The following is an 18916-nucleotide window of genomic DNA, read 5'->3' as shown; positions in this document are numbered from 1 at the left end:
GAGAGGAGCATAGGATGGCGTCGATCGGATGGCTTTTGACATTTTTGGCGTTTTTAGGTCTGGAGCTTTTGTGCGGCTGCTTTGTGTCGCTGTGGTTTGCAGCAGGCTCCGTGGGGGCCTGGATCGGGTGTCAGGCAGGACTATCCATGGAGGGGCAGCTGGCAGTATTTCTGGCAGTGTCCTTTCTGACTCTGATACTCCTGCGTCCGGCAGCATTTCTGTTTGCGGGAAGAGGGAGGGCTGGCAGGCACCATGAGGCTGCAGATTGACAGGGAACGGGAATACGGACTTGTGCTGGAGGGCGGCGGAGCCAGGGGAGCCTACCAGATAGGCGCCTGGCGTGCCCTTCGGGAAGCGGGGATACGGATAAAGGGGATCGCAGGAACCTCTGTGGGAGCCTTAAACGGCGCCCTTATCTGCATGGACGAATTTGACAGGGCAGAGCACATCTGGGAGACCATCCGCTATTCCAGAGTGATGGATGTGGATGACGCTCTGGTGGAGAGGCTTAAAAATGTTACCTTCAAGAATCTTTCCGGACTGAACATAAGCGAGGTCATAGGGACCGCAAAGCGTATCTTAAAGGACAGAGGCTTTGATATTGCCCCCTTGAGACAGCTGATCGGGGAGGCCGTGGATGAGGAGAAGATACGGGGATCCGGCAGGGAGCTCTACGTAGTCACATACTCCCTCTCTGACCGTCAGCCCCTTTCTGTCAATGTGAAGGAGGTACCGGAGGGGGAAATACCGGATATCCTTATGGCCAGCGCCTATCTCATCGGCTTCCGCCAGGAGAGGCTGGGCGGAAAGTATTATATGGACGGAGGCGGCATCAACAATGTGCCTGTGGACGTGCTGGCAGAGAGAGGATATAAGGATATCATCGTGCTGCGCATTTACGGCTACGGAGTGGACACAGAGAGGCGTTTTGCGGTGCCGGAGGATGTGAATCTCTATCATGTGGCGCCCCGCCAGGAGCTGGGCGGCATTTTGGAATTTGACAGGAAGAGGGCCAGGAGAAACATGCTCCTGGGCTATATGGATGCCAGCCGGATGCTGTATGGACTTGAGGGGCGCAGCTACTACTTGGATGCCCCGGAGGGAGAGGCCTATTACTTTGACCGCATGATGACGGAGACCCACCAGATCCTCTCATGGCTGAAGCCGGAGGAGAAGCTGGCCCCTTATGGGGAAGAACGGTCAGGCTACCGGCTGTACACAGAGGAGATATTCCCGCGCATTGCAAAGGAGCTTAAGCTGAAGGAGGGCTGGGATTACAAGGCGCTCTATCTGGCTGTTTTAGAGGAGCTTGCAAAACAGTACCGCATCAGCCGTTTTAAGATCTATACGCCTGATTCCCTGTTGGGCCTCATATGCAGAAGAAGGGCGGCAGAAGAAAGGAAGAAGCTCGGAGCTTTTGCATGCTGCACCGCGGCTGCTGAGAGGACGGCCGACGCTCCGGTTTCGGATATAAGAAGCACTAAGACACCTGATTTTTCCTAAGAACCAGAGCAGCACGGGCGCAACTCGCTGCGCTCAAACAATCATTGATGCTGCTCTGAACGGAAAAGCCAGCTGCCTAAGTGCTTCTTATGTCCTGCAAAGTCGCTCCGACCTTCCTCTCAGCAGCCGCGGCGCAATATGCAAAAGCTTCAGGAAGACTCTGCTTGACATCTCACCTATGATGTAGTATATTATGCATAAAGTTGCATAATTATTAATAATTATAAAAAATTTACGCCATGATATATGGCAGAATACGGAGGAAACTATGAATTTAAAGGGAAGACATTTTTTAACACTGAAAGATTATACACCAGAGGAGATTACATACCTTCTGGATCTTGCTGCTGACCTGAAGGAGAAGAAGAAAAAAGGCATCCTGGTGGATTCCTTAAGGGGCAAAAATGTGGCCCTGATCTTTGAGAAGACCAGCACCAGAACACGCTGTGCTTTTGAGGTAGCTGCCCATGACCTGGGAATGGGAACCACCTATCTGGATCCTTCTGGCTCCCAGATCGGCAAGAAGGAGAGCATTGCAGACACTGCAAGGGTTCTTGGACGGATGTATGAGGGAATTGAGTACAGAGGCTTTGGACAGGAGATCGTGGAGGAGCTGGCAAAATATGCAGGCGTGCCTGTATGGAACGGCCTGACAAATGAGTACCATCCCACCCAGATGCTGGCAGACCTTCTGACCATCCGCGAGCATTTGGGACATTTAAAGGGAGTAAAGCTTGTTTATATGGGCGATGCGCGTTATAATATGGGTAACTCCCTGATGGTTGCCTGCGCAAAGATGGGGATGCATTTCGTCGCCTGTGCGCCGGAAAAGTACTTCCCCGATAAGGCCCTGGTAGAGCAGTGCCAGGCATATGCAGCGGCTAGCGGCGGCTCCATCACCCTGACAGAGGATGTGATGACAGCGGTAAAGGGAGCTGACGTGATCGACACAGACGTGTGGGTATCTATGGGTGAGCCGGATGAGATCTGGGAGGAGCGGATCCATGATCTGAGCCCATATAAGGTTACAAAGGCTGTTATGGACTGCGCAGGCCCCCAGGCGATCTTCCTTCACTGCCTGCCATCCTTCCACGATCTGAAGACAAAGATCGGTAAGGAAATGGGCGAGCGCTTCCACGTATCAGAGCTTGAGGTGACAGACGAGGTATTCGAGTCCAGCCAGTCTGTTGTATTTGATGAGGCTGAGAACAGAATGCATACCATCAAGGCTGTCATGCTTGCAACATTACAGTAAGAGTCTGCCGTCAGATTTTTAAAATGCGGCGGCGCGTGTGCTGCTTGGCAGCATGAAGATTTAGGAGAATAAGATATATGCATGGACATAAGGGACGGAGTGTGCGCCACGCCGGGGTATTCCTGGATGTGGCCCACCTGATTCTGGGAACCGCCATTGTGATCTTGGCAGTGCTGTCATTTATCAATCCGGAGGGAAATCTGATGCTTTTCCCTCTGGTATTTTTGCTGTCAGCAGTTTTAAATGGGATCAGCTGCGTTTTCCAGCTTAAGACAAGAGGAAGGGATAAGCGGAAATTCCGGGTAGGAGTATTCCAGCTGCTTTTAGCCGTCTTTTTGGGCTTCCTGGGCATTTTGAGCGCAGTGAGCCTGTGGTTTTAAGGATCTGGTGAGGGACAAGACACCAGGGCTTCAAGCCGTGCAAAAGGCGTAAAGGTGAGGTAAGAGATGAAGGCAGAGATTTTAAAAGTGCTAAAGGAGAATAAGGGATACCTGTCGGGGCAGCAGCTGTGCGAGAGCCTGGGGGTATCCCGCACCGCTGTGTGGAAGGCCATGGGCCAGTTAAAGGAGGAGGGCTACCAGATCGAGGCTGTGAGAAACCGGGGCTACCGCCTGGTGGAGACCGCCGATGTCATGACAACGGCGGAACTTCGGACCATGCTCTGCACCAAATGGATGGGAGCCGGACTGGAATACTTTGACGAGACGGACTCTACCAACATCCAGGCCAGAAGGCTGGCTGAGAATGGCGCTCCTCACGGCACCTTGGTGGTGGCGGACTGCCAGACAGCAGGCAAGGGCCGGCGCGGCAGGAGCTGGGTATCACCTCACGGCACAGGCATCTGGATGAGCATGGTGTTAAGGCCGGCTTTTTCCCCTGCCCATGCTTCCATGCTGACTTTGGTCGCCGGGATGGCTGTGGTAAAGGGGATCCGCATGGCCACAGGCCTTGAACCTATGATCAAGTGGCCCAATGACGCAGTGCTGAGGGGAAGGAAGATCTGCGGCATCCTGACAGAGATGAGCACGGAGGATGACTGTATCCGTTATGTTGTGACGGGGATCGGCATCAATGTCAATACGGAAAGTTTCCCGCCGGAGATCGCATCCACGGCGACCTCTTTGAAGCTTGAGATGGGAGAAAATGTAAAAAGGAGCCCTATCATCGCCGCAGTGGCAGAGGCCTTTGAAGAATATTATGAAATTTTCACCAAAACCTGTGATATGTCCGGCCTGAAGGAAGAGTATGACCAGGTTCTGGCGAATAGAGACTGCCAGGTCTGTGTGCTGGATCCCAAGGGAGAGTACCGTGGAAGAGCCCTGGGTATTGACAGCGAGGGAAGCCTTTTGGTGGAGCGGGAGGACGGGCATATTGTCTCCGTGATATCCGGCGAGGTTTCAGTAAGGGGAATCTATGGCTATGTATAGTACATCACATTTTTATGATAAGCTTCAGGTTCTGGAGTCAGAGGACAAGCCCCTTAAGCGGGCAGAAAGGCTGGCTGCCATAGAGCGTCCCCTTCTCGCCTGGTATGCTTCCAGGGCCAGAGCCCTTCCATGGCGTGACAAGCCGGAGCCCTATCGGGTGTGGATATCGGAGATCATGCTCCAGCAGACCAGGGTGGAGGCAGTAAAGCCTTATTTTGAACGGTTTATGACAGCATTTCCGGGTATCAGGGAGCTGGCGGAGGCCGATGATGATCATCTTATGAAAATGTGGGAGGGCCTAGGCTATTACAACCGGGCCCGGAATTTGAAGGCAGCAGCCCGGATGATGATGGAAGAATACGGCGGCTGCCTTCCCTCTGCCTATGATGAGCTTTTAAAGCTTCCGGGGATCGGAAGCTACACAGCGGGAGCTATTGCCTCCATTGCCTTCGGTCTTCCCATGCCGGCAGTGGACGGAAATGTGCTTCGCGTGATATCGAGGCTCCTGGGAGACCGTGAGGATATCAGGAAGGCCTCGGTGAAGGCCAGAATGGAGGAGGAGCTGAAAGGTATCATGCCAAAGGATGAGGCCAGCAGCTACAACCAGGGCCTGATCGAGGTGGGAGCCCTGGTGTGTATCCCTGTGGGAGAGCCCAAATGCGCAGAGTGTCCCCTCTCCTCCCTGTGCCTTACAGGCAAAAACGGCTGGTGGAAGGAAATTCCTTATAAATCGCCAAAAAAGGCCAGGAAGATTGAGGAGAAAACCGTCTTTATAATAGAGAGGGGAGACGAGGTAGCCATAGGAAAGCGGCCGTCCACGGGCCTTCTGGCATCACTCTATGAGCTGCCCAATGTGGAGGGGATACTGAAGGCCGGTGAGATCTGCAAAGCCTTAGGCTTTCAGGAGGAGCAGGTGGCAAAGATAGAGGCTCTTCCAAAGGCCAAGCATATTTTCTCCCATGTAGAATGGCATATGATCGGCTACCGGGTGGTTCTTGGAGCAGAGGAGGACTTATCCGGGAAGCTGAAATCCCAGGCCTGCTTTATGGTGGAAAAGGAATTGCTGAAAAGCTCCTATGCCCTTCCCAATGCCTTTCGGGCCTACAGGGTTGGATAAGTTTGTAAAAAATGGATACAATGGAAAGGGAGGGATACTGAATGAAAAGCATGCTGTTTGTATTCAATCCCCGTTCCGGTAAGGAGCAGATCAGGGGATATTTGTTGGAAATATTGGATATTTTCACAAAGGCAGGCTATGATATCCATGTCCATGTGACCCAGAGGCCCTTGGATGCAACAGAGGTTGTGAGAAAGCTGGGAGAGCATATGGACCTGATCGTGTGCAGCGGAGGAGATGGGACCTTGAATGAAGCCATCACGGGGATGATGGGCCTTAAGAAGCTGCCCCTTCTGGGCTACATTCCGGCAGGCTCCACCAATGATTTTGCTTCCAGCCTCCGGATACCGAAGAAGATGGAGAAGGCGGCATCGGACATTGTGGAGGGACGTGCCTGCGCCATTGATGTGGGAACCTTCTGCAGTGAGCGGTATTTCATGTATATTGCGGCCTTTGGGGCATTTACAGGGGTATCCTATCTGACACCTCAGGACAGGAAGAATCTTCTGGGACACCAGGCCTATATGCTGGAGGCGGTGAAGAGCTTGTCAGATATTAAGCCGATTCCCATGAGGGTGGAGTGGGAGGACAAGGTACTGGAGGAGGAGTTTGCCTTTGGCATGGTGACGAATACCTTGAGCGTAGGCGGCTTTAGGGGGCTGGTGAACCAGTCGGTTGCCTTAAATGACGGACTCTTTGAGGTGCTCCTGATCAGGATGCCCAGGACGCCGGGGGATCTAAGCAACATCATCTCCTACATGTTCTTAAAAGAAGAGCCCAACGAATATGTGTACAAGTTCAAGACCTCCTCCCTGCGCATTACCTCTGAGAAAGAAGTGGACTGGGTTCTGGACGGGGAGTACGGAGGAGCCAGGACAGAGGTGGAGATCGCAAACCTGAGAGAAAAGGTGAAGATCATGCTGGGAAGTGAATAAATGGATGGCCGCCATAGCGGAAAAACAGAAGAAAACTGTCGAAAAATGTTGAAATACGGATAAAGTTAGTATATAATGATAAGTTGTGGAACTACCCACATTTACCTTTAAGCGAAAGGACGTTTATCAGTGGAAAAGGACGATTTTTTAAAGAAGCTGGAAAAGCTGGTCGAGCAGGCGAAGAAAAAGCACAATACGCTGGACGCTGGCGAGATCAATGATTTTTTTACCGGGGATAATCTGTCACCGGAGCAGATGGATCAGATTTACAGTTACCTGGAGAACCGCAATATCGATGTGGTTCCCGTACTGGACGAGGCGATGTTAAGCGGTGATCCGGCGCTCATGGAGGAGATTGATCTGGACCTGGATTTAGACGATGACAGCTTCATGAAGGACGCAGAGGAAGAAGAAATCGACCTGGATGCAGTGGACCTGTTAGAGGGGATCGGCACAGAGGATCCGGTCCGCATGTATCTGAAGGAAATCGGCACCGTACCCCTTCTTACGGCAGATGAGGAGTTAGAACTGGCCCAGCGCAAGGCTGATGGCGATGAGTCTGCAAAAGAACGGCTGATCGAGGCCAATCTCCGTCTTGTAGTCAGCATTGCGAAGCGTTATACGGGCAGAGGAATGAGCTTTTTGGATCTGGTACAGGAAGGAAACCTGGGACTGATTAAAGGCGTAGAGAAATTCGACTATACAAAGGGTTATAAGTTAAGTACATATGCAACATGGTGGATCCGCCAGTCCGTGACAAGAGCCCTGGCAGACCAGGCAAGGACCATCCGGGTGCCGGTGCATATGGTTGAGACGATCAATAAGATGTCAAAAATGCAGAGAAAGCTTACTCTGGAGCTGGGTTATGAGCCATCAGTGACAGAACTGGCAGAGGCACTGGACATGACAGAGGACAAGGTCATGGAGATCATGCAGATCGCCAGAGAGCCGGCTTCCCTGGAGACGCCAATCGGTGAGGAGGACGACTCCAACTTAGGCGATTTCGTGGCGGACAACAATGTTGTCACCCCGGAGGGAAATGTGGAATCTGTTATGCTCAGAGAGCATATTGATGCACTGTTGGGCGATCTGAAGGAGAGGGAGCGCCAGGTGATCGTGCTCCGGTTTGGCCTGGAGGACGGCCATCCCAGGACCTTGGAGGAGGTTGGCAAGGAGTTCAATGTCACCAGGGAGCGTATCCGGCAGATCGAGGCAAAGGCTTTGAGAAAGCTGAGAAACCCTGTAAGGAGCAAGCGCATCAGGGATTTCCTGTAGGCGAAACTGTGAAGGATAAAGAGGATGCTGCAGAAGCTTGTGTTTCTGCAGTATCCTTTTTAAGAATATGGACGATTTATCGAGAACAAAAGAAAGGAAGGGTCAGATGGCCTGTCAGGCAAGCAAGAGGAATTACCAGAGAGAGCTGGATAAGATACTAGAGGGCCTTGAGGGAAAAGAAAAGCGGCCTTCCCTGCTCCTCCACAGCTGCTGTGCGCCCTGCAGCAGCTATGTGCTGGAATATCTGAGCAGGTATTTTGATATTACTCTTTTCTATTATAATCCCAATATCTATCCCCCGTCAGAGTACGGAGAGCGGGTAGCGGAGCAGAAGCGCCTGATCGCGGAGATGAAGCTTGCGCGGCCTGTGCATTTTCTGGAGGGAAGCTATGACACGGAAGCATTTTACCGCATGGCAAAGGGACATGAAAAGGACAGGGAGGGAGGAGAGCGCTGTTTCCTCTGCTATGAGCTGAGGCTTCGGGAAGCGGCAAAGGCAGCAAAAGAGGGCGGATTTGACTATTTTACCACCACCTTATCCATCAGTCCCCTTAAAAATGCGGCAAAGCTCAATGAGATCGGCCTGGCTCTTTCCGAGGAAACAGGCATCCCCTATCTGGTGTCTGATTTTAAAAAGAAAAACGGCTATAAGCGTTCCGTGGAATTATCATCGGAATACGGACTTTACAGACAGGATTACTGTGGCTGTGTATATTCCATGGAGGAAGCAAAAGCGAGAAAATCAAGCGGTCATTGAGAAGTTTTGCTTGTGAAAAAATCGCTCAGGATTTTGCCGATTAACTTGACATGGGAAGTCGGATGTAATAGAATCATTTATGAGGGACATGGTTGCCAACTGTGTTCGAGAGTATAAAACAGTGAATAAGGAGAGTGTAGTATGATCAGCAAAACATTAACTATTGTAAATCCTTCCGGTTTACACTTAAGACCAGCAGGTGTGCTGTCTCAGACAGCTATGAAGTTCAAGAGCGATGTTACGATTGAGTGCGGGGAGAAGAAGATCATCGCAAAGAGCGTGCTGAACGTAATGGCAGCAGGCATCAAGTGCGGAACTGAGATCAATTTGATCTGCGATGGCGAGGATGAGGAAGCTGCTATGCAGACTCTGACCGAAGCGATCGAGGGCGGACTGGGCGAGATGTAATCAAACGTCTTATAGGACTGGCTGGGGATGTATCCATAAGGATGCATCCCTTTTTTTACGAGCGTTCCTGTTTTTTATTACGCTCGTTCCTCGCTTCATAAAAACTTACGGGAACCGCGAACTCAGCTTTGCTTCGTTTGCGCAGCAAATAGTTCGCGAGGTCTTTCACGAGCGTTCCTATTTTTTAATTCTTTGTTTGCAATTCTTAATCCTTCCTTACTTCCGTTGAGAAGAGAAAAAAGATATGTTATGGTAAATACAGGTATTATGAAAGAAGAAAAGTGAGGAGGAGAGAATATGAAAGGATGGAAAAAAATGGAAGAGGGAGCCGGGACACGCAGAAGGACAAAAATCCCGCAGGTGAGAGTATGGGGAACAGCGTTCCTGCTCTCGGCCCTGGTACTGGCGGGCTGCGGTGCTGGTTCCAGCAAGAGCTCCGTAGTGGCGGCAGAAACTGCGGCAGCCGCTATGGGAATGCCGGAAAGAGGCATTTATATGGCTGCCATGGATGCAGCGCCGGAAGAAGCGGCGTTTGAGGGAGAGATCCCGGCCAACGATAGCCTGGGGGATACGAAGCTGTCCTCGGAGTCAGGAAGCCTGCAGGCTGTAAGTACAGCCCGGAAGCTGATACGCAATGTCAGCATGGATGTGGAGACAAAGGAGTTTGAGACGCTGGTACAGTCTGTGACAGGGAAGATCACAGAGCTGGGAGGCTATGTAGAGCAGTCGGAGATGTCAGGAAGCCGTTTAAATTATCTGGGAGAAGCGATTCCCAGATATGCCTCCATTACGGCAAGGATCCCTTCTGAACGCCTTGATTCCTTTGTGGCAGAGGTGGAGGCCAGCGGGAATGTCACGAGCAGGTCAGAGTCCACAGAGGATGTGACCCTGCAGTACAGCGATGTGGAGAGCCGGAAAAAGTCTCTGGAGATCGAGCAGGAACGCATCTGGGCCCTGCTTGAAAAGGCAGATTCCCTGGATTCCGTGATCGCTCTGGAGGAGCGCCTGTCAGAGATACGCTATGAGCTGGAATCCCTGGGCTCCAGGCTGCGCCTTTATGACAATCAGGTAGAGTACAGCACAGTGAGGCTTTCCATATCCGAGGTAAAGGATCTGACCCCGGCAGCCCCTGAGACCACCTCAGCCAGGATCCAAAAGGGCTTTGAGGATAATCTGGAGGCACTTTCTCTCATGCTCACCAACGCGCTCATCGGCATCCTCACATCAGCGCCCTTCTGGCTTCCTCTTGTGCTGGCAGCACTGATCGTCTGGAGGCTGGTGCGCAGGATCAAGAGAAAGACAGGGGCAAAGGAGAAAGAGAAGAAGCTGGCAGGACTTCCGTTCAGAGCCAAGGAGATGAAGGAAGAGGAGAAGAAAGAGGACGATAAATAAATAGAAGAGTATCGATCAGAGGTATCAGAAGAGCAGGACAGCCGCCAAAATGGAGGAAGTCCTGCTCTTTTGTGTTGGGATTAATGAAAAAAACGAAAAAATAGCAGATAAAATATTATATATGCAGATAATTATTTGTTTAAAATAATAATTATCTAATTATCTGAAAATTTAATTGAAAAAATTGTTTACAAACGAGAAAAAATGTAGTATCATCTCAACTATAAAAAATAGTAACGCTCGTGAGAGACCTTGCGAACTATTTTTCATGCATCGCACGTAAGAGCCCAAAAGACAGGCTCTAAGTGCTCATAGCTATAAAAAATAGGAAATCAATAAAAGCCGCCGGAAATCCCCCACCCCACATATTTCCCGGAAGGCAAAAAGAAAGGATGAGAAAAGTTATGGACCCCAAACAGAAACTGCCAGGACTGTACGATCCGCGTTTTGAGCATGACAACTGCGGTATCGGTGCTGTTGCCAATATTAAGGGAATAAAAACGCACGAGACAGTCGATCAGGCACTCCACATCGTGGAAAATCTGGAACACAGAGCAGGTAAGGATGCAGAAGGAAAGACCGGTGACGGTGTAGGCATCATGCTGCAGATTTCCCATAAGTTCTTTAAAAAGGCTGCTGCTGCCTCCGGTATTGCATTAGGCGGAGAGCGGGAGTATGGTATCGGTATGTTCTTTTTCCCGCAGGATGAGCTTGCCAGGAACCAGGCCATGAAGATGTTTGAGATCATTGTGAAAAAGGAAGGCCTTACCTTCTTAGGCTGGAGGGTAGTCCCCACTGCCCCTGAGGTCTTAGGCAAGAAGGCCGTAGATGTGATGCCCTACATTGCCCAGGGCTTTGTGGCAAAGCCGGAGGGCGTAAAGGCCGGTATTGATTTTGACAGAAAGCTGTATGTGGTGCGCCGCGTGTTTGAGCAGAGTAATGAGGACACCTACGTGGTATCCTTAAGCAGCCGCACCATTGTATATAAAGGAATGTTCCTTGTGGGAGAGCTGAGGCTTTTCTTCCAGGATCTCCAGGATAAGGATTATGAGTCGGCCATTGCCATTGTCCACTCGCGTTTCAGCACCAATACAAATCCAAGCTGGATGCGTGCCCATCCCTACCGTTTCATCGTACATAACGGTGAGATCAACACCATCCGCGGCAACGTAGATAAGATGATCGCCCGCGAGGAAAATATGGAGTCCGAGTACTTTAAGTACGATATGCACAAGGTGCTTCCCATCATCAATGAAGAGGGTTCCGACTCCGCCATGCTTGACAATGCCCTGGAATTTATGGTCATGAGCGGCATGGAGCTTCCCCTGGCCGTGATGGTGACCATCCCTGCACCATGGGAAAATGACAAATACATGGACTCCGAGATCAAGGATTTCTACCGCTACTATGCTACCATGATGGAGCCCTGGGACGGTCCGGCCTCCATCCTGTTTACAGACGGTGACGTGGTGGGAGCTGTCCTTGACAGAAACGGACTGCGTCCATCCAGATATTACATCACGGATAACGGCTATATGATCCTGGCCTCCGAGGTAGGAGCCATTGATATTGACCAGACAAGGGTCGTGAAAAAGGACCGTCTCCGTCCCGGAAAAATGCTCCTGGTCGACACGGTACAGGGACGCCTGATCAGTGATGAGGAGCTGAAAAAACGCTATGCCACCAGACAGCCCTACGGCGAATGGCTGGATTCCAACCTGATCGATATCAAGGATCTGCCTGTTCCGAATAAGGGCGTTCCGGCCATGGAAAAGGAGCAGCGCTCAAAGCTCCAGAAGACCTATGGCTATACCTATGAACAGTACAAGACCATGATTCTTCCTATGGCTCTCAATGGTGCAGAGGCTGTTTCCGCCATGGGTGCAGACAGTCCTCTGGCAGTGCTTTCAAAGAAGCACCAGCCGCTGTTCAACTATTTTAAGCAGATGTTTGCCCAGGTAACGAACCCGCCCATTGACGCCATCCGCGAGGAGATCGTCACGTCCACCACGGTATATGTGGGAGAGGAGGGCAATATTTTAGAGGAAACGGCAGAGAACTGCAAGATCCTGAAGGTATCCAACCCGATCCTTACGGAGACCGATCTTCTGAAGATCAAAAGTATGAAAAAGGAGGGATTTAAGGTAGAGGTGATCCCGATCACCTACTACAAGAATACCTCTCTTGAGAAGGCCCTTGACCGCCTGTTTTTGGAGGTTGACAGAGCCCATAAGGACGGCGGAAATATCATCATCCTTTCCGACCGCGATATCGATGAAAACCATGTGCCGATTCCATCCCTCCTTGCTGTGTCCGCTGTCCACCAGCATCTGGTACGGACGAAGAAGCGTACCAGTATGGCTCTGATCCTGGAGAGCGGCGAGCCCAGAGAGGTCCATCATTTTGCCACCCTCTTAGGCTACGGCGCATGTGCCATCAATCCCTATCTTGCCCATGAGTCCATCCGGTATCTGATCGAGACAAAGATGCTGGATAAGGATTATTACGCAGCTGTGATCGACTATGACCTGGCAGTGCTCCACGGCATTGTAAAGATCGCTTCCAAGATGGGTATTTCCACCATCCAGTCCTACCAGGGCGCTCAGATCTTCGAGGCTATCGGTATCTGCAAGGAAGTGGTGGATAAGTATTTTACCGATACGGTCAGCCGTGTGGAGGGCGTTACCTTAAAGGATATTGCAAATGACGTGGATGTGCTCCATTCAGCCGCTTTTGATCCTCTGGGGCTGGATGTGGACCTGACCTTAGACAGCGTGGGAAGCCACAAGTCACGTTCCGGCCAGGAGGAGCATTTATACAATCCTCTCACCATCCATCTCCTTCAGGAGGCTGCAAGGACAGGGGATTACAGCATATTTAAGCAGTATACCGCAGAGGTTGACCGGAATGACAAGACCTATCACCTGCGTTCCCTGATCGATTTTCATTTCCCGGAGGACGGAGGCATCCCCTTGGACCAGGTGGAGAGTGTGGATTCCATTGTAAAGCGCTTTAAGACAGGCGCTATGTCCTACGGCTCCATTTCCCAGGAAGCACATGAGACCTTAGCCATTGCCATGAACCGTCTCCACGGCAAGTCCAACACAGGTGAAGGCGGCGAGAGCTTAGACAGGCTGGTTCCGGGACCGGCGAACAACAACCGCTGTTCCGCCATCAAGCAGGTGGCATCCGGTCGTTTCGGCGTTACCAGCCGCTACCTTGTAAGTGCCCAGGAGATCCAGATCAAGATGGCCCAGGGCGCAAAGCCCGGTGAGGGCGGACAGCTTCCGGGCAAGAAGGTTTACCCGTGGGTGGCAAGGACCAGGCATTCAACCACAGGCGTTACCCTGATCTCACCGCCGCCTCACCACGATATTTATTCCATCGAGGATCTGGCACAGCTGATCTATGATTTAAAGAACTCCAACACAAGGGCCAGGATCTCTGTCAAGCTGGTGTCTGAGGCAGGAGTGGGAACCGTTTCCGCCGGTGTTGCAAAAGCCGGAGCCCAGGTTATCCTGATCTCCTCCTATGACGGCGGTACAGGTGCGGCTCCCAGAAACTCTATCTACAATGCAGGCCTTCCATGGGAGCTGGGTGTGGCTGAGGCTCACCAGTCCCTGATCATGAACGGCCTCCGTGACAGAGTGGTGCTGGAGACAGACGGAAAGCTGATGACAGGCCGCGATGTTGCCATTGCCTGTATGCTGGGCGCAGAGGAGTTCGGCTTTGCCACAGCTCCCCTTGTTACCATGGGCTGCGTTATGATGCGTGTCTGCAACCTGGATACCTGCCCGATGGGCATTGCCACCCAGAATCCGGAGCTGCGCAAGCGCTTTAAGGGCAAACCGGAGTATGTGGTGAATTTCATGAAATTTATCGCCGAAGAGCTTCGGGAGTACATGGCAAAGCTGGGCGTGCGCACAGTGGATGAGCTTGTGGGACGCACCGATCTCTTAAGGCGCAAGAATAGCGATGAGATCCCATTCAGCCGCGCAAAGGAAGTGAATTTAAGCAGGATCCTGGATAACCCGTATGCGGGACAGAAGCTGGCCGGCTACAATGAAAAACAAGTCTATGACTTTAAGCTGGATGAAACCATTGACGAGAGCGTATTCTTAAAGAAGTTCAAGAGCGCCTTAAGCAATGGGCAGAAAAAGAGCATTCAGGTGGATGTGTCCAATGTGAACCGTACCTTGGGAACTATTTTCGGAGCGGAGATCACAAGAAAGTACCCGGAGGGGCTGCCGGAGGATACCTTTACCATAGGCTGCAACGGAAGCGGCGGCCAGAGCTTTGGCGCATTTATCCCCAAGGGCCTGACACTGGAGCTGGTGGGTGATTCCAACGATTACTTCGGCAAGGGTCTTTCCGGAGGCAAACTGATCGTATACCCGCCTCAGGGTGTGCAGTTTAAGGCAGAGGATAATATTGTAATTGGAAATGTGGCACTGTATGGAGCTACCAGCGGAAAGGCCTTCATAAGCGGTATTGCAGGCGAGCGCTTCTGTGTCCGCAACTCCGGTGCAACGGCTGTTGTGGAGGGCGTGGGAGACCACGGCTGCGAGTACATGACAGGCGGCTGCGTGGTAGTATTAGGTCCCACAGGCAAGAATTTCGCAGCCGGCATGAGCGGCGGCATTGCCTACGTGCTGGACGAGGACAGAAGCCTTTACAAACGCCTCAACAAGGAGCTTGTCTCCTTTGAGGAGGTAACAAATAAATACGATGTACTGGAGCTCAAGGGCCTGATCCAGGAGCATGTGGCTTACACCAACTCCGAGAAGGGCAAGAGGATCCTGGACAACTTCAGCGAGTACCTGCCGAAATTTAAGAAGATCGTTCCTCATGATTACCGGCGCATGATGAATGCCATCGTGCAGATGGAGGAAAAGGGATTGAACAGCGAGCAGGCGCAGATTGAAGCATTTTACGCCAACATCAGAGGCTAAGGAGGTGCAGGAAAATGGGTAAAATGACAGGATTTTTAGAGTATGAGCGTGAGACCAGTAAAGAGGTTGCTCCAAAGGAGCGCATAAAGAATTGGAAGGAATTCCACCTCCCCTTAAAGGAGGCAGAGCAGCGGTGCCAGGGAGCCCGCTGCATGGACTGCGGCGTCCCCTTCTGCCAGTCAGGTATGATGATCGGCGGCATGGTAAGCGGCTGTCCCTTAAACAACCTGATCCCTGAGTGGAATGACCTTGTATATACAGGCAACTGGCATCAGGCCTTTAACAGGCTGAAAAAGACCAACAGCTTCCCGGAGTTCACATCCAGAGTCTGCCCGGCTCCCTGTGAGGCTGCATGTACCTGCGGCTTAAACGGTGACCCGGTGACTGTGAAGGAGAATGAGCGCGCCATTATTGAGAAGGCCTATGCAGAGGGCTTTGCAAAGGTAAAGCCGCCAACGGTCCGCACCGGAAAGCGGGTTGCCGTCATCGGCTCCGGCCCTGCGGGCCTGGCTGCCGCAGACCAGTTAAATAAGCGGGGCCACAGCGTCACCGTATTTGAGCGCAGCGACCGGGTGGGAGGCCTTCTGATGTACGGCATTCCCAATATGAAGCTGGAAAAATGGGTGATCGACCGCAAGGTGGAGGTAATGAAGCAGGAGGGCGTCACCTTCGTGACAAATGCGGACGTGGGCAAAAACTACAAGGCAGCCAAAGTCATGAGGGATTTTGACCGCGTGATTTTAGCCTGCGGCGCCTCCAATCCCAGAAATATCGATGTAACAGGAAGAGATGCCCAGGGGATCTATTTTGCAGTGGATTTCCTAAAGGCCACCACAAAGAGCCTTTTAGATTCCAATTTAGAGGATGGAAATTATATCTCTGCCAAGGATAAGAACGTCATCGTCATAGGCGGCGGCGACACTGGAAACGACTGTGTAGGCACCTCCATCCGCCAGGGCTGCGCCTCCGTGACCCAGCTGGAGATGATGCCAAAGCCTCCTGTAAAGAGAGCCGACAACAACACCTGGCCCGAATGGCCCAGGATCCTGAAAACAGACTACGGCCAGGAAGAAGCCATAAGCGTCTTCGGCTCCGACCCCAGGATCTACCAGACCACTGTCAAGGAATTCATCAAGGATGCCGAGGGCAAGGTCTGCAAAGCCATCCTGGTAAGCCTGGCAGCCCAGAAGGACAATGAGACAGGAAGAGTCATGATGGTGCCCGTAGAAGGTAGCGAAAAGGAGGTCCCTGCAGACCTGGTACTGATCGCAGCCGGATTCTTAGGCACACAGGCATATGTAGCAGACGCCTTTGGGGTAGAGCTGAACAGCCGTACAAATGTGGCAACAGAGGCCGGAGAGTATCAGACAAATGTAGAAAAAGTATTCGTAGCCGGAGACATGCACCGTGGACAGTCCCTGGTAGTATGGGCCATCAGAGAAGGAAGAGAAGTAGCAAAGTCAGTAGACGAAAGCCTGATGGGGTATACAAACTTGGCATAGCTACAAGCAGTGCGCTCGCGCTTGCAAAAGGGCCGGAGAGAAAGGCAGCTTTTCGCTTTTCTCTCCGGCCCTTTTGCAAGCGCGAGCATACGGCGCCAGCCGTCCATCGAGATGTAGCGAAGCGGAATCGAGATGGGAGCACTGCGTTCCCGCGGGAGGCGTCCAACAAACTTTCCCCCGCCGGGCCCCCTAATCCAAATCCCTCAATCCCCCCAAAAACAATCTCTCAAAAAACCTTGCCCTCCCCCAAAAAATATGCTATCCTAACCCCATAAGCTCCCAGGCCGATCAGCACCTGGCATTCATCCGCCTCTATCAGAAAAGCGAAAAAGCGATTTCCCAGATTATAAAAAAATCTCATATATGGAGGCAACATCCCGAAACCATAACTATTCCGAACATGTTTACAACACATTTTTGCCATGTTAAAATATAATACAGATAAAAAAGCGTCTTTACAGCTACATAAAATCCCATCGTGAAAACTTAAAAAAGATGGATAGAATGAATAGATATAGAAACAACAGCAGCCCTTATGATCTTAGGAGAGCAGAAGGGAGAAAAAGAGGAAAGATTCAAGGAGAGCAGCAATGACCGCACTAAAAGTAGAAGATGTAAAGGCATTTACATCCAAATTGTTCGTAAAGGAGGAATTTGATTCCTTTTTGGTAAAAGAAGTAACTATTGTTACATACAATGTTTTTTCCATTGACGGACATATCCGGCAGGGATATTATACAGAGGAAGAGCTGGAGGAGAAGCGGATCGAAGAATTTTCCTCCTGGAGTATGCTGCGTCCTGTCTGCTTTTCCCTGATCAAAGGAAAAAAGCTGCCGGGAAGCTTTCGCATTGTGCTGCAGCTTCCACCGCAGAATGTGGAAAAATTTGCAAAGAGCGCAGGCGCTGGAATTGATGGCAGCCAGATACAGGGGCTGTATCTGAATATCCGTTACGAAGACGGCGCATTATACTGCATAACAGGTACTTCACTGAACTTTTTTACAATGGACAAGACACTGGAACTGGAATGGGATCAGGCTGTGAGAAATTTTATGCGTTCACATGGGATCGTCTGCACAGAGGATTCATGAGCCGGCCAATAGAGAAGGACCGGAAGCCAGTTTTCATGATATCACACAGGAAGGGAGGGATGTAACATGGACAAACATAAGCTGGAGGAAAAACTGAAAAAACTTACTGCCCAGGCTGCATCAAAGGAAAACAAGCTGGAAATGACACAGGTGCTGGACGCCTTTGCGGGAGAACAGGTGACACCTGAGGAGATGGAGGATATATACAGCCGTCTGGAGAAGAAAAAGATCCAGATATTGGCAGAGGAAGGTGGAGAACAGGACGGTTCCGGCGGAGAGGAGGCCTTTCTGGAGGAAGACACAGAAGACAGCCATGATACCGCCGCCAATATGGTCCGGGAGGGCTTTCGCTGGAATATGGACAGCATGGATGAGGACAATGGGGAAGGCTTTTCACCAGGATTTTCCGAGGAAGAGGAGGAGCGGGAAACAGGGGATCTGCTTGACGGCGTGCGCAGCTCAGATCCTATCAGGGAATATTTAAAAGAGATCGGTTCGATTCCTCTCCTGTCCCCTGAACAAGAGCTGGAGCTTGCAAAGCGGAAAACTGCCGGAGATGAGGAGGCAGCAAACCAGCTGGTGGAGGCAAACCTAAGGCTGGTAGTCAGCATCGCAAAGCGCTATGCAGGACGGGGAATGAGCTTTTTGGATCTGGTCCAGGAGGGCAATATCGGCCTTATCAAGGCAGTGGAGAAGTTTGACTACACCAAGGGCTACCGTCTGAGTACCTATGCCACCTGGTGGGTAAAGCAGTCCATCACCCGTTCCCTGGCTGACCAGTCCAGGACCATCCGCCTTCCCGTGCATATGGTGGAGGCCGTGAATAAGATCCGCCGGGCCCAGCGGGCTCTTTCCGTGGAGCTGGGCAGGGAGCCTACCAACGGTGAGGTCGCAAAGGCGGTGCAGATGCCGGAAAAGAGGGTGACAGAGCTTTTGCAGGCATCCGGCGATACGGTTTCCCTGGAAACGCCAGTGGGCGATGAGGATGGCTCCAACCTGGGAGATTTTGTGGCAGATGACACCAATGCCTCCACAGAGGAAAAAGCAGAGAGCATTTTCCTGAGGGAGGAGATTGAAGCCATGCTCCAGGGCCTAAGCCCCAGGGAGCGTGAGGTGATCACCCTGCGCTTTGGCCTGAAGACCGGCCATCCGATGACCCTAGAGGAAGTGGGCAAGCGGTTCAATGTCACAAGAGAGCGCATTCGTCAGATAGAGACAGCGGCCCTTAGGAAGCTGCGCAATCCCTCAAAAAGTAAAAAGATCAGGGATTTCCTGCCATAATGACTGTATAAAAAGCAAATT

Annotated in this window: 15 protein-coding genes; all 15 read left to right on the top strand. The window is 51.5% G+C overall.

All coding sequences use genetic code 11. From position 1 onward, the window contains the following. Window positions 1–14 precede the first annotated feature (14 nt). Complete coding sequence (locus LIZ87_RS15135) at window positions 15–269, top strand: NfeD family protein (RefSeq protein WP_178316821.1); 255 nt, start codon at window positions 15–17, stop codon at window positions 267–269. Beyond that, on the top strand, window positions 253–1503 hold the full coding sequence (locus tag LIZ87_RS15130) for a patatin-like phospholipase family protein (protein WP_227148193.1): 1251 nt from the start codon (window positions 253–255) through the stop codon (window positions 1501–1503). The genes LIZ87_RS15135 and LIZ87_RS15130 overlap by 17 nt, the downstream gene beginning before the upstream one ends. A gap of 268 nt (window positions 1504–1771) precedes the next feature. Continuing rightward, entirely contained in the window at window positions 1772–2758 is a 987-nt protein-coding gene (gene argF, locus LIZ87_RS15125) for an ornithine carbamoyltransferase (protein WP_178313224.1), read from the top strand. Between the two features lie 77 nt (window positions 2759–2835). Next, window positions 2836–3138, top strand: a complete 303-nt coding sequence (locus LIZ87_RS15120) for a DUF6637 family protein (RefSeq protein ID WP_178313225.1) — start codon at window positions 2836–2838, stop codon at window positions 3136–3138. Between the two features lie 66 nt (window positions 3139–3204). Beyond that, window positions 3205–4185 carry a biotin--[acetyl-CoA-carboxylase] ligase gene (locus LIZ87_RS15115; protein WP_227148191.1) on the top strand — a complete coding sequence of 327 codons (981 nt, stop codon included), beginning with the start codon at window positions 3205–3207 and terminating at the stop codon, window positions 4183–4185. Continuing rightward, window positions 4172–5302, top strand: coding sequence for an A/G-specific adenine glycosylase (mutY, locus tag LIZ87_RS15110; protein ID WP_227148189.1), 1131 nt, complete (start codon window positions 4172–4174; stop codon window positions 5300–5302). The genes LIZ87_RS15115 and mutY overlap by 14 nt, the downstream gene beginning before the upstream one ends. 41 nt (window positions 5303–5343) lie before the next feature. Further along, the gene (locus tag LIZ87_RS15105) at window positions 5344–6237 is read left to right on the top strand and encodes a diacylglycerol/lipid kinase family protein (protein ID WP_178313228.1); all 894 of its coding nucleotides are present in this window, start codon (window positions 5344–5346) and stop codon (window positions 6235–6237) included. 129 nt (window positions 6238–6366) lie between these two features. Continuing rightward, window positions 6367–7512: an RNA polymerase sigma factor RpoD gene (gene rpoD / locus LIZ87_RS15100; protein ID WP_227148187.1), complete on the top strand. Its 1146-nt coding sequence runs from the start codon at window positions 6367–6369 to the stop codon at window positions 7510–7512. Window positions 7513–7618: 106 nt separating this feature from the next. Beyond that, window positions 7619–8269 carry an epoxyqueuosine reductase QueH gene (locus LIZ87_RS15095; RefSeq protein WP_178313230.1) on the top strand — a complete coding sequence of 217 codons (651 nt, stop codon included), beginning with the start codon at window positions 7619–7621 and terminating at the stop codon, window positions 8267–8269. Between the two features lie 141 nt (window positions 8270–8410). Next, window positions 8411–8677: an HPr family phosphocarrier protein gene (locus LIZ87_RS15090; RefSeq protein ID WP_178313231.1), complete on the top strand. Its 267-nt coding sequence runs from the start codon at window positions 8411–8413 to the stop codon at window positions 8675–8677. Between the two features lie 297 nt (window positions 8678–8974). After that, window positions 8975–10069 (top strand): DUF4349 domain-containing protein, encoded by a 1095-nt coding sequence (locus tag LIZ87_RS15085; protein WP_227148183.1) that lies wholly within the window; start codon window positions 8975–8977, stop codon window positions 10067–10069. Window positions 10070–10473: 404 nt separating this feature from the next. Next, a complete protein-coding gene (gltB, locus tag LIZ87_RS15080; protein ID WP_227148181.1) occupies window positions 10474–15021 on the top strand; it encodes a glutamate synthase large subunit in 4548 nt (1515 codons plus the stop codon). A 14-nt stretch (window positions 15022–15035) separates the two neighbouring features. Continuing rightward, window positions 15036–16523 (top strand): glutamate synthase subunit beta, encoded by a 1488-nt coding sequence (locus LIZ87_RS15075; RefSeq protein WP_227148179.1) that lies wholly within the window; start codon window positions 15036–15038, stop codon window positions 16521–16523. Between the two features lie 590 nt (window positions 16524–17113). Next, entirely contained in the window at window positions 17114–17614 is a 501-nt protein-coding gene (locus LIZ87_RS15070; RefSeq protein WP_227148177.1) for a DUF5721 family protein, read from the top strand. Window positions 17615–17680: 66 nt separating this feature from the next. Continuing rightward, a complete protein-coding gene (locus tag LIZ87_RS15065) occupies window positions 17681–18895 on the top strand; it encodes a sigma-70 family RNA polymerase sigma factor (RefSeq protein WP_178317358.1) in 1215 nt (404 codons plus the stop codon). Window positions 18896–18916: the final 21 nt, after the last annotated feature.

The sequence above is a fragment of the Lacrimispora sp. 210928-DFI.3.58 genome, assembly GCF_020554865.1.
Classification (GTDB): Bacteria; Bacillota; Clostridia; order Lachnospirales; family Lachnospiraceae; genus Enterocloster.
This window is presented reverse-complemented; position numbering and strand designations above follow the sequence as displayed.